The organism is Novosphingobium sp. (assembly GCF_036820275.1).
Lineage (GTDB): Bacteria > Pseudomonadota > Alphaproteobacteria > Sphingomonadales > Sphingomonadaceae > Novosphingobium.
Map to the genome: position 1 here is coordinate 1 of NZ_DAISLT010000073.1, position 13,211 is coordinate 13,211.

Consider the following 13,211-nt stretch of genomic DNA (forward strand, 5'->3'; position numbering starts at 1 on the left):
TCGTATACCCTTCCTCTCAAGAGTTAGGGCCTCCGGCAATCCCGGAGCGGTTCAATATCAATGATATGCAGGAATAGAATCAGTTTGGCGTCGTACGAGCTGAAAGCTCAGTTCCACACTGTTATTCTCGTAATCCTGTCTAGCTCGTTCGCCGGCCCCCATCGTCTGGACCAAGATTTCTACTGCTGATCGGCTCATTTGCTGGATCGGCTGCCGTACCGTTGTAAGGGTTGGCCAGATGGAGCTTGCAAGAGGGGTATCGTCGAATCCGCAGATCGTCAGCTGGGCAGGGACGCTGATCATCTGTTGATGCGCGACAGTAAGGACAGCGGCTGCCATGTCGTCGTTGCATGCGAAAATTGCCGTTGGCCGCGAACCTGAACCGAGTAATTTTTCGCCCGCTTCGAGACCGGATTTAAAAGAAAAATCCCCTGGAACTATGAGTTCATCATCCAACGCTTTCAAATGATCGGCGTGAGCTTTCTTAAATCCTTCCAAGCGCCTTTGGCTGCCTCGATGCGCCGGGTGGCCATTGACGAAAGCAATCCGTTCATGCCCCAAGGCGAATAGATGTGATGTCATTTCATATGCAGCGCGTCTGTCATCTACATAGACCCGCGGAACGTTGTCCCGCTCTCGATCCGGAGCAATAGCTACCAATGCCAGCCCTTCGCCGAGCAGTGCTTCTATCAGTTCTTCCCAATCGCAAAGCGGTGGAGGCAGGACAACACCACCAACATGCGCTGCAGCGATCTGGGAAATAACTGCCTGAGGCGTATCTCCTGGAACATAATGCTCCATCACGAGGTAGACGTGCTGGTCCGATGCCTCCTGAAGCGCCCCCAGGAGCAGTTCGCCAACGTATGCGGACGTCATGGACTCGCTGTGCAGCAGGGCGATCCTGCGAAAGTCGGTTCCCGAGAGCGCTTTGGCGGAGGCATTTGGAATGTAATGCATTTCCTTGATCGCCCGTTCGACGGCGGATTTGGTTTTTGGGCTGACCCTGATGCATGCGTTGAGAACACGTGAGACCGTCATCGGTGAGACGCCCGCACGTGCGGCTACATCCCGGATGGTTGGCGGCTTGCTTGGTTTTTTCTGCGGTACAGTCATCAAATCGGCCCGAGCCCTTACTTTGGAATTAGTCCCGGGCCGTGCCGCGGGGTTTCAACATGCCTTGCATGTCGAGCCACCGGACGAAGGCGTCGAACCAGCCGGTGCTGGTCGTAGCCTTCGGGTACATGCCGAACCCATGCCCACCGCGCTCGTAAAGGTGGAATTCCACCGGTCGCCTGGCCGCGCGCCAATCGTCGATCAGCTTGAAGTCGCGGTTACCGAACAAAGGGTCGTCCGCAGCGATGGCTGCGAACATCGGCGGAGCGTCTTTCGGCACCGCCATGCTGCCAAGCGGGCCGTAGATATTGCCGATGAAGGCGGGCCTGGCGTCTTTCGTGGCCAAGGTGGTGGCCATCGTCAGCATGGCTCCGGCGGAAAACCCGATCATGCCGATGCGATCGGGATCGATGTGCCATTGTCCCGCGCGGTTGCGGATCAGCCGGAAGGCGGCGGTGGAATCGGCCAGCTGGGGCGCGAGGTCCATCGCAGCGTTGTTGGCCGCGGGAAGTGGTGCGCGGGCGGCGCCGGTAAACATGTCCTGCATCGACTTTTCGAACCCGGCCATGTCGGCAGGCGTCTGGCGCAGGCGATACTTGATGACGAAGACCGCGATACCCTTGGCGGCGAGGGCACGCGCGACATCGTAGCCCTCATTGTCCATCGAGAGGGTGCGGAAACCACCACCCGGTGCCACGATGATTGCGGCACCCGATGCCTTGGCGGGATCGGGCAGGAAAGGGGTCAGCGTCGCGACGGTAACGTTACGGGCAAACTCGCTGCCATATTGACGGTGCCAGCTTTCCCGGGCTGTGGCGCCTGGCAGAGGACCAGTGCCGAGTTCGATCGCGCCGGTTTGTGCCGGCGTGGCGATCGGGGTCATCTTGTCCTTGTCTTCCTGTGCCTGGGCAAGACTCGGGGCGATGGCGGCGGCTACGGCTACGGCTACGGCTACGGCTACGGCTACGGCTACGGCTACGGCGATCGCTGCCAGATGTCCCAGGCACAGCCGGTAAACCCACTGCCGGCGTGACGGGTGCTTCATTGCCTGTTTCATGATCCCTCTCCTCTCGTGTGGACGACGGCTTGCGCGTCGTCCTTATTGCAGATCCAGCACCACCACCGACTTCGGCGGCAGGGTGACGGTCAGCGTATCGCCGCCTAGCTGCGCGCCGTTGAAAGCCCTGGGCTTCATGGCTTCGGGCGCATCGAAGCTGTTGTGGGCGTTGATCGCATCGGCGGTCAGGACGCGGCCGGAGACGCTCGCGGGGGCAAGGCCTTCCAGCTTCACCGTGACGGTATTGGGCTGCGCGGGATCGAGGTTGGACAGGCCGACATGAACCTTGCCGTCCTTGCCCCGCACCGCCGATCCGCTGACCGCCGGCATCACGAACTTGCCCTTGTTGTACCAGGGTGTCGTCAAGTCGATCGGGAGGACGGTGGCGTCCCGCCAGGGCTTGTACATTTCGAAGACGTGATAAGTGGGCGTGAGAACCATCTTGCGCCCGTCAGTCAGGATCATCGCCTGCAAGACGTCGACCATCTGCGCGATGGCGCTCATCCGCACACGGTCGGCATGCCTGGCGAAAATGTCGAGATTGACCGAGGTGACCAGCGCGTCGCGCAACGTGTTCTGCTGCCGTAGGAAGCCGGGGTTGGTGCCGGGATCGGGGGCATACCAGGTGCCCCATTCGTCGACTGCCAGGAACACGCGTTTCTGCGGGTCGTATTTGTCCATTACTTTTGCATGGCCGGAAATGAGTTCGTCCATGCGCCAGGTCGCAGCGAGTGTATCGGCCCAGGCGGTTTCGTCGAAATTGACCGGATCGGCCTTCGGCGGCCATCCGCCCTGGGGAATGGTGTAGTAATGAAGTGAAAGCGCGTCGAGATGCTTGCCCGCCTCCCGCATCATCACTTCGGTCCAGTTATAATCGTCGCCATTGGCTCCGGACGCGATCTTCACGATCGTTTTGCCCGCCGGCACTTTCAGGAACGTGGCGTAGCGTTTCGTGACATCCGCGGCATATTCGGCGCGCATGTTGCCGCCGCAGCCCCACAGTTCGTTGCCGATGCCGAAGGCTGGGAGCGCCCAGGGCTCCTTGCGACCGTTGCGGCCGCGCTCCTCGGCCAGGCTGCCGGCGGGCGCGGTCATGTATTCGACCCATTCCGCCATGGCCTGCGGGCTGCCATTGCCGACATTACCGGAGATATAGGCCTCCGCCCCGACCTGCCGCAGCAACTCGAAGAATTCGTGCGTACCAACCGCATTGGATTCGGTTACGCCGCCCCAGTTGGTGTTGACCTTTACAGGGCGTCCGGCTTTCGGACCGATCCCTTCCCGCCAGTGATATTCGTCGGCGAAACAGCCGCCCGGCCAACGGATCATGGGTACGGCCAGGTTGCGCAGCGCGGCGATCACGTCGTTGCGGAAGCCGTTGGTATTGGGGATCGACCTGTCGTTGCCGACCCACAGACCGCCGTAGATGCCGGTGCCGAGATGCTCGGCGAACTGGGTGAAGATCCGCTTGTCATAGACCGGACCGGGACGGTCGGCATGGACGGTGGCCATGGTCGGCTGGCCGTCCGTATCGGCGAGGGCAGTGCCGCCGGCGAGCGCGCTGGCGCACAGGAGAAGCGCGGCGGTCGTGCGGCGCAAGGTCTTGATCATCGAACGTCCTCTCGAAAAATCCGAGGCAAACCGCTTATTTGGGCAGCGCCACCGAGCGGGAGATGTTGTAGGTGGCGGTCTGGACCGGGCTTTCGGTGCCCGGCTGCCCGCTGCCGATGCTGAGGCGGTAATCGCCGGGGATGAGTGCACGCTCGCCTGCCATCGTGACGAAGCTCAGGTCGCGAGGAGACAGGGTGAATTCGATCGACCGGGTTTCGCCAGGCTTCAGCGAGACGCGCTCGAAGCCGCGCAGCGCCAGTCGCGGTGCCCCTTCGAAGGCCGGAGGGGTGATGTAGAGCTGGGCGACGTCCTCGCCCGCACGCCCGCCGCTGTTGGTGATCTGCGTGACGACCTTGATCCCGTTCTCAACGGCACCGCCGACCGGCTCGATCAGCGGCCGTGTGTAGGTGAAGCGCGTGTAGCTGAGGCCGTGTCCGAAGGGATAGACCGGCGCGCCCTTGAAATAGCGATAAGTGCGGCCATCCATGCCATAGTCGGCAAAGGGCGGAAGATCGTTCACGCTCTTGTAGAAGGTGAGCGGAAGGCGTCCCCCAGGATCGGTCTTTCCGGAAAGAACGTTGCCGACCGCGCGGCCGCCCGACTGGCCGGGATACCAGGTCTCCAGGATCGCGGAAGCATTGTCCTTCGCCCAGGACAAGTCGATGGCGCTGCCGTTCATCGCGACGACGACCAGCGGCTTGCCGGTTGCCTTCGCCTTTTCCAGGAACGCGCGCTGGTCGGCCGGCAGGTCGAGCGTGGTCTTGTCTCCGCCTTCGAATCCTACGACCTTGACCGGCATTTCCTCGCCTTCCAGATCGGAGGTCAGCCCCACCACGGCGACGATGACGTCCGCATCCCGGGCGCCCGCCAGAAGATCGCGATCGAGATTGTCAGTGACGCGCTTCCAGAAGATGGCCGGCGCGGCGGGAATGCCGCTCTGTGCCTGAAGACGCACGGCGTAGCCCTCGCCCTTGGTCATGCGTATTTCGGTGAGTTTGAGAGGCTCTGCCCAGCCCGAATAGTCGGTGGCGGACACGACCGGCTTGCCGTTCAGGGAGACCTCGCCCTTCACCCCTGTCAGCGCAAGGCGATAAAGGCCGGTTTCGGGGGCGACGAGATAGCCGGTCCAGACAACCTTGTGCTCGTTTGCCACTTGCCTGAACTCGGCGGCGCGGGACACGATGCTGTCTTCGGTGCGGGTCAGCACCGGCTTCGCGTCATACCGATCCTTGCCGGCGGCGTTGAAGTATTCCGCCTTGATGCCGGGCTTGCCGTCGGGCGTGAGCAGGGCGGTGCCGGGGACGAGATCGCCGTCGGTGATGGAGGGGGAAAAGGGGATCAGCGTGACGGCGGCGCCCGGCATGGCCTGCCGCAGGCCATCCGCGACCGAGACCGGCGGCGCGCTTCGGGCCGAGCTGTAGTTGCCGCGCAGCACGCGGGTCGCATCCGCCAGTGGCCCGGCGAGGGCGATCCTGGTTCCGGGCTTCAGCGGCAACACGCCGTCGTTCTTGAGCAGGACAAGGCTCTTTTCCGCGGTTTCAAGAGCGAGCGCCTGGTGCTCGGGCGTGCCGATCGCCTTGACCGGCGTCGCGTTGGGCTTGCGGGCCGAGAGACCCGGTAGGTCGCCGTTGCGAAGGCGTGCGGAGAAGAGGCGGACAAGGGCAGTGTCTATGTCCTCGGTGCTGATATGGCCTTTCGCCAGCGACTCCTTGTAGCGCTCACCCAGATCGGCCTTGCCACCGAGTGTCGCGTTGTTGCATTCGCTGTCGACGCCGCGGCGCAGGGCGACGGCGACGCCGGTGGCTGCGTCCGGGGCGTATTTGTGATGGTCGTAGATATCGACCACGGCATCGCAGTCCGACACGACATAGCCCTTGAATCCCCAGGCGCCGCGAAGGTAGTCGGTCAGCAGCATGGGGCTGCCGCAGGCCGGCTCGCCGTCGACGCGGTTGTAGGCGCACATGATCGAGCCGGCCTTGCCCTCCACGATCGCTGCGCGGAAGGCGGGGAGATACGTATCCTCCAGGTCGCGCTTGGTCGCGAAGATATTGTCGGTGTGGCGGCTCGGTTCGGGGCCCGAGTGCACGGCATAGTGTTTGGGGGTGGCGACGACATTGGGGAGGTCGGGATTGTCGCCTTGGATACCCCGAATGAAGGCGACGCCGATATGGGCGGTGAGGAAAGGATCCTCGCCATACGTCTCCTGGCCCCGCCCCCAGCGCGGATCGCGGAAAATGTTGATGTTGGGCGACCAGGTATCGAGCCCCGTGCCGATGCGGCCGAGATGTCCGGTCTGGCGGCCCAGCGTGTGCAGCGCCTGGACTTCGGTACTGATGGCCGAAGCGACGTTCTGGATGAGCCGCGCGTCGAACGTGGCGGCAAGGCCGATGGGCTCGGGGAAGTTGGTCGTAGGCACGGCGCCGATCGCGCCGTGCAACGATTCCGTCCACCAGTTGTAGGCCGGAATGCCGAGGCGCGGGATGGCGGGTGCGGTGTTCAGCAGTTGCGCGACTTTCTCATCGAGCGTCAGCTTGCCGACGATGGCGCGCGCCTTGGCATCGGCTTCAGCCCAGGGATCGGCCGCCTGGGCATGGGCGAGAGGGGAGGTCGTCAGGCACAGCATTGCGGCGGCCGCGCGCAGGACAAAAGCGGTCTTCATGTCTGTTTTCCCAAGGATTCCTTGCCGCGCCCGGCGAAGGAAAAATGAATGTTTGATCCCGAAGGTTCGGTGGTGAACCGACGGATATGGCCGACAGAGGGAAAGACGCTGCGTAAACGGCATGGACTGCCGCCGGTCAGACCGGCTGCAATCCGTAGGAGACGATCTTGTCGATGAGGTCGCGATGGCGGGGAAGGGCGGACCGCAAGCGGGCGGTCGCGGCGGCATTTTCGCGGCGAGCGCGGCCGGCAAGTGCCGCGTCGCGCATCAGTCCGGCGGAATCGACGTGGGTGCGGAAGCCCATTCCGTAAAGTACGTATTGGTAGCTTGCGGCGGGGAAGACTTCCTCCACGCGGTCGAACTCGTCATGGAACCAGGGCGACTGGTACTGCCAGAGCAGAAGCAATTCCTGCAGCCGCTCGGGAATGCTCTCCTTGCGCCGATTGTCGCGCCAGAAATCGCTGTCGGTGCGCTGCGTCAGCGCATAGTGGAGTTTCAGGAAATCGATGATGCGCCCCCAGCGATACTGGGTCGTCGCATTGAAGCGCGATGCGACAATATCCATCACTTCGCGGCAGGCGGGCATCTGTTCAGCGATGATCTTGGCGGAGAGTTCGACAAGGACGATGGCAGAGGCCTCGAGCGGCTCCAGAAAACCGGCGGCCAGCCCCACCGCAACGCAATTGCCTTTCCAGAAGGTCTCGCGATGCCCCGAGCGGATCTTGATCTTGCGGGCATCGAGGCGGTCTGCCGCCGGGCCGATATAGGCGCGCAATTCCCGTTCCGCCTGTTCGTCGGTGATGTGGCTGCTGGAAAAGACATGGCCGATCCCGCGCCGTGTCTGGATGCCGATGTCCCAGATCCATCCGGCACTCTGGGCGGTGGAAACGGTATGCGATGCGATCGGATCGTCCGGCAGATCGTAAGGGATCTGCATGGCAAGCGCAGTGTCGCAGAACAGGACGTCGCCGCAGTCCCTGAAAGGCACGTTCATCGCGCCACTGATCAGCAGCGCCTTGAAGCCGGTGCAATCGACGAAGAGATCGCCCTCGATCTCGCCGGCCTGTGCGGTACCCACCGCTCGAATCTCGCCATCGTCCTTCATTTTCACGTGCTCGACATCGGCAAGGACATGACGAACGCCGAGCTTCTCGCAGCAGTGTTTCTGCAGGAAAGGCGCGAATTTCCCGGCATCCAGGTGATAGGCGTAATTGGCCAGACCGTCGTATTCGGCCGTCGCGATCGTCTTGGGTGCCAATCCGTCGTCGCAGATGCGGCCTTGGGCACAGACGTTGTCGCAGAAACTCTCGTCGGTCTCGTCCGCCAGCCAGTGCGGGGCGAGGTTCACCTGACCGAAATTCTGCGGGAGCATGAGCGGGTGATAATAACCGTCATCGGCCCTGCCGGTGGTCCAGCGGGCGAAACGGGCGCCTTGCTTGAAGGCCGCGTCGCATTCGCGGACGAAGTCGGTTTCCGATACGCCCATGCGCGACAGGGTCGTGCGCAAGGTAGGCCAGGTACCTTCGCCGACGCCGATTATGGGAATATTGGGGGATTCGACCAAAGTGACGGTCAGGTCCTTGCCGATGCGCGTCCGGTGCCGCGCGGCAATGACGCCGGCCGTCAACCATCCCGCAGTGCCGCCGCCCACGATGACGATGTTGCGGATGGGATGAACCATGCTGATGCCACCTTGTTAAAGGGAAGGGATGCCGGTCGGCATCCCTTCCAGGGCGAGACAGGGTTAGAAGCGGTAGCGAACGCCCGCCGTGAAGCGCCGGCCATATCCATAGACGTCCAGCAACTGGTTACTGAAGCGGCCATAAGTGCTCAGCGTTTCGTTCGTGATGTTCAGCGCCTCTCCGAAGACGCTGAATTGATCGGTCAGCCTGATATTCGTGCTGAGATCGATCTGGAGGCTGGAGTTCACGAACGTCGGCTCTGCGCCGAAGGCCGAGTTGTTCTGGGCCTGACCGAACTGGAGCAGATACTTGTCGCGCCAGTTGACCGCCGTGCGGAATTCGAAGCCGTTCTTGTCGTAGAACGCGACGAGGTTGGCGGAATTGGCCAGCCCCGTCACGGCAAAGCCGCTGGTGGACAAGTCGTCGCGATCATAGGGCTTGTTGGTTTCGACGAATGTGGCGTTGGCGTTGAAACCGAAGCCGCTGTCTCCAAAGACATGCTGCCATGCCAGTTCGACGCCCTTGACCGTCGCCGATGGACCGTTCACGCGCTGCGAAACGGTGAAGACCGCAGGCTGGCCCGTAGTGGGATCGATGACGCCGTTGATCGACTGGCGCTGCGTTCCCGCGACGATGAAGTTCGACACGTCCTTGATGAAGACGTTCACTGCGGCATAGGAATTCGGCTGGTAGTACCATTCCGCGGCGAAGTCGAAGTTGTCGGCCAGATAGGGCTTGAGGGAAGGATTGCCCCCCGTGGCGGTAAGCGCGCCCACGCGCTGCCCGCTGCCGACATTGAGAACGGGCGTCAAGGTATTGAGCGCCGGCCGTGTCAACGTCCGCGAGGCATCGAAGCGCAAGTGGAAACTGTCGGTCAGTTCCAGCTTCACGTCCAGGGCGGGCAGGAAGTAGGAATAGCTGCTGCTCGTCGAGACCGGCTGGGAGTCGGTAAACTCTACGGTGAGCAAAGTCGGGTCCGCCGAACTGCCGACGATCGAGGTGGGGAGGCGCCCGATGCCTGCCGAAACCACCTTGGTGATTTCCTCGCGGCCACCGGCATTGACGCGGAACGGCATGCCCGCGATCTCGGTCTTGAAGTTCACGCCGATCCAGGCCGACCAGCTCTTTTCGACGATGCGCTGGACGCTGCCGGGATCCAGAGCCAGATCGAGCGTTCCATTGAAACCGTCGCAACAGCCGTCATTGTAGCCCGGCGTGGCGCCCGCACCCTTCCACAGGCTTTCCAGATACTGCTGATAGGCGCGCGCATCATATTTGAGCAGGACCGGCGGGAGATTGCCGGAATAGCCCGGTATCCATTTGCCGGTGCCGATCGTGCCTTGGATGAGGCTTGCGGGAATGGGAACGCCGGTGGTGCGGCCCGAGGGCGCTCCGTAGCCCGCATAGGCCTGCCAGTAATTGTTGGCGAATGTGTTCCGGTTCTCCAGCGAAAACTCGTCCTCCATGTACCGCGCGCCGATCTTGATGGTGAGATCGTCCTGCTTCCAGGTCGCGCCGAGGCGGAACTGCTTGATCTCATCGCTGTTCAGCTGCTGCTGGCGAACGGTAACGTGCGATCCGATGATCGACTGGTCGGTCCAGAGGGCCTGGTTCCCGTTCGGTCCGTAAGTCGTGAGTTCGGGGAAAGCGTTGCTGCTTTTGCCGTTCACCCTGACGCCCAGCGTCGTTCCCAGCAGGCCGCCGTAGCCGATGTCGCCGTTTTCGCTGCTGATCTGGCCATCGGGATTGAGCCGGCTCTTGGAATAGCTGGCGTCGGCATCGAAGGTCAGGTTTTCGGTCGCGTTCCATTTGAGGTTTGCGCCGATCTGGTTGGTCTCTAGGACCGCCGTGTCGGTGCCTGCCGTGAAGTCGGTGGGCGAGCCTGCCTGGAGGAAGTTGATCGCGGTGCCATTGCCGTCCAGTTCGACGTTCCGCATGTCGCCCTGGTTGAACCAGATGCCGAAGCCGGCAATGTCAGTGACGACCTTCTGACGCGAATAATTGTCGTCGATGGTCAACATGACATCGTCGGATGGATGCCATTGGAAGGCGATGCGGCCGTCGATGCGCTCATCCTTGGTATAGCGCTGGTCGGCGCCATACTGCTGGGCATACCAGCCGTTTACGCTTTTTACCTGACTCGGATCGCTACCGGCATCGGCCGGGCTGCAACTGGCGGCCGTGCTGCCGGCAAGTTGGCATGGTGCGAACTTGCCGCCCTGCCAGCCGGATACGAAAACGCGGTTGGTCTGGGTGTCGCGCCGGGTGTAGATGGCGTCGACGAGGAGACCCATCGTATCGTCCGCGAAAGTCGTGCTGAAGAGCCCGCCTACGGTGGGTACGATCTTGCCGGCCTCGTCCTGAAGGGAACCGGAAGCGCTCAGCGCCACGCGCGTGCCCGGCTTGTCGAACGGCTTGGGATAGGCGATGTCGAGCGTCGCACCGATCGAGCTGCTGGAAAGCGACACATCGGGCGTCTTGTAGACGGCGAGTTGCCCCACGAAGTCTGCGCCGACAGTCGTGAAATCGACCGAACGCCCACCGGCGGCAGTCGAGATGCGCCGGCCATCGATCAGAGTTTCGTTGAAATCTCCGGCGAAACCGCGGACCGAAATGCCCTGCGGCTCGCCTCTGGAGCCAGACCGCTGGATGGAAACGCCCGGCAGGCGCTGAAGCGACGCGGCCACGTTCGAATCCGGGAATTTGCCGATATCTTCCGCTGAAATGACATCGACGACACCCGAGGATTCGCGCTTGATGTCAAGATTGCGCTGAAGGGAACCGCGGATACCGGTGACGATAATATCGCTCGTGCTGGGTTCCGTCTCGTTGCCTTTCTCCCTGCCCGTCTGATCAGCGGTTTGCGCAGCGGCTGTTCCGGCTATCGATAAAGCCATCAGGCTTGCGGCAGTAGCAAGTATTACGCGCTTTCTTGTCGCAGGTGCGCGATTGAATCTGGACATCATGATCCTCCCCTTGTTCAGACAATGTCTCGCCCGAAAGCCGGATATTATTTATACGCCAGCGATCATGTATTATTGTTTTATGTAATTAACCATAAACATTTGTAATTGTGAGGAATTTCGTGAAAAAATATAAATCACCATCGATTATGGTAGCGCTATCATAAAGTGACGTGAAGAATTCATGGCTGCACACATGGATGTCAATCACGGCAGCGTTGACCACCTGTAATCACGACCGAGAAACGAATATCCTGAGCGCCGGCCATATGTCGGCGGCGCCAGTCACTTAGAACCGTATTACGAAGTCTTGGCGGTTACAGATGCGTTGCCGCAAAAACGACTCGATGCGCAATGGTTGCTGCGTGAAAATGTTGAAATGCCATGATCCTCCCCAATTCAGATTATGCTCCGCCCTTGTCCGGAAGCTTTCGCGCATCGGTGACAATCTAAATTCAAATCAGGATGCAAAGATTTCGGCCTTTCGGCGAAATTTTCATCCTCTTCCCTGTCTTCTCTTTTTGTGTGTCAAATGGTAGCGCTATCGAAACAGCCGATCAAGAGAAATTGTGGGGCTGGGCGGCAAACTGGAAAAGCGGCGAAAAAGGTAAGAAAAGAGCCGTTAACCCGCGAGACCGATCGCGGCAAAAAGGGATGGGAGAAGCACGTGTCCAAAATGGAACTGCTCAGCAGTGATAAACATGCCACAGTCCGGGCCGTGGCGGCGGAACGAACGGTTGGCTCCTTCGTCAGAGTGGTACTCGACGAGATCGTCATGGCCGCCGCTTCCTGCCCGCTACTGCTTTCCAAACATGCGGAAACGGGAGCCTTTTATATCGGCGCATTGATGGGCTTCAAAGAACGGGAACTCTTGATCGAACGACCGGATGGGAAGCCGTCGTTCCTACCGATGGAGTGGGATCGGGAAGGGTTTTTCGCAGTTGGCGAACATATCGCTCTCGACCGTGACAGTCGTCGCTTTGCCGAAGACCAGGGAGAATTGCTGTTCGACCAGCATGGCCAGCCGACGCCCTCACTGACGGCAGCGCAAAGGGCGCTTGGAAGGCTGATATCCGCAAGTGCAGGCACGGACCTTTTCATCGCGGAACTGGTCGCCCATCGCCTGATCGAGCCGATCGATATTTCGCTGAGTTTCGACGACGGCGAGCGTTTGCGACTGGATGGGCTTTATACGGTCAGCCTCGATGCGATTGCGGACCTGGATGACGCGTCCTCGCTGCGTCTCCTGCGAGCTGGTCATTTGCAGATCGCCTATGCCATGTCGGCATCGCTCCAGCACATCGCGCTGATGTCACGGCGACGTAACGAGCACTTGGTTTCGGTTTGAACCTTGCCAGCGATGATCGGCGGGATAGCCCAAATCGATGTCGCGGAGATCGGAGACGCCGCTGGCTTGGCTGCGTTGACGCGCGAATGCCGTCCGGTCGTAGTGCGGGGCGTCGGTGATGACTGGCCGCTCTACGCGGCGGCGCAAGCGAGCGCCGATGAGGCGCTTACCTATCTCTCCGAACGGGATGCCGGGCTGACGGCGGAGTATTTTTCGGCGCCGATCGCGCTGGATGGCCGGTATCACTATGGAGAGAATCCGGGGAGCTTCAATTTCTCGCGCAAGGTGTTGGAAGTCAGGGAGGCGCTGGAGCGTATTCGTCACAATGCGTCCGTCCCGCTGGAAACCGGTTATGTGGGCTCACTTCCAGCCGATTCCTACTTTCCCGCTTTTGCCGCACAGAATCCGTGCGCGTTGCTGGCCGATGGGGTCCGGCCGCGCCTGTGGCTCGGCAACCGGTCGACGACGGCCTGCCACTACGATTCCTACGACAATCTAGCGTGCGTGGTTGCCGGCCGGCGGCGCTTCACGCTCTATCCGCCCGAAGCGATCGGTGACCTCTATATCGGACCGATCGATCACACTCTATCCGGTCAGCCGGTTTCGATGGCGGCGGGGTTGGATGACGTGGATGGCCGATATCCGCGCTTTGCCGAAGCGCGAGCCAAGGCATGTGTCGTCGAACTTGGGCCAGGAGAAGCGCTCTATCTGCCCAAGTTGTGGTGGCATCAGGTGGAAGCGCTCGATCCGGTCAACATCCTCGTGAACTACTGGTGGG

The 13,211-nt window shown here is 61.3% G+C and carries 8 protein-coding genes; 2 read left to right on the forward strand and 6 right to left on the reverse strand.

The features are described from left to right. Window positions 1-57: 57 nt before the first annotated feature. From V7066_RS28125 to V7066_RS28150, 6 genes are all read right to left on the reverse strand, one after another. Window positions 58-1,113: a LacI family DNA-binding transcriptional regulator gene (locus tag V7066_RS28125; protein ID WP_334186233.1), complete on the reverse strand. Its 1,056-nt coding sequence runs from the start codon at window positions 1,111-1,113 to the stop codon at window positions 58-60. Window positions 1,114-1,141: 28 nt separating this feature from the next. Then, window positions 1,142-2,170: an alpha/beta hydrolase gene (locus V7066_RS28130; protein WP_334186234.1), complete on the reverse strand. Its 1,029-nt coding sequence runs from the start codon at window positions 2,168-2,170 to the stop codon at window positions 1,142-1,144. 42 nt (window positions 2,171-2,212) lie between these two features. Then, entirely contained in the window at window positions 2,213-3,781 is a 1,569-nt protein-coding gene (locus V7066_RS28135; protein WP_334186235.1) for an alpha-N-arabinofuranosidase, read from the reverse strand. Between the two features lie 34 nt (window positions 3,782-3,815). After that, window positions 3,816-6,440, reverse strand: coding sequence for a glycoside hydrolase family 3 C-terminal domain-containing protein (locus V7066_RS28140; RefSeq protein WP_334186236.1), 2,625 nt, complete (start codon window positions 6,438-6,440; stop codon window positions 3,816-3,818). A gap of 136 nt (window positions 6,441-6,576) precedes the next feature. Then, on the reverse strand, window positions 6,577-8,121 hold the full coding sequence (locus tag V7066_RS28145) for a tryptophan halogenase family protein (protein WP_334186237.1): 1,545 nt from the start codon (window positions 8,119-8,121) through the stop codon (window positions 6,577-6,579). Between the two features lie 63 nt (window positions 8,122-8,184). Then, window positions 8,185-11,088 carry a TonB-dependent receptor gene (locus tag V7066_RS28150; RefSeq protein WP_334186238.1) on the reverse strand — a complete coding sequence of 968 codons (2,904 nt, stop codon included), beginning with the start codon at window positions 11,086-11,088 and terminating at the stop codon, window positions 8,185-8,187. Window positions 11,089-11,761: 673 nt separating this feature from the next. Here V7066_RS28150 and V7066_RS28155 point away from each other — a divergent pair. Further along, window positions 11,762-12,433, forward strand: a complete 672-nt coding sequence (locus V7066_RS28155; protein WP_334186239.1) for a SapC family protein — start codon at window positions 11,762-11,764, stop codon at window positions 12,431-12,433. 12 nt (window positions 12,434-12,445) lie between these two features. Continuing rightward, window positions 12,446-13,211, forward strand: a 766-nt coding sequence (locus V7066_RS28160) for a cupin-like domain-containing protein (protein WP_334186240.1), incomplete at its 3' end; no start/stop codon positions are given.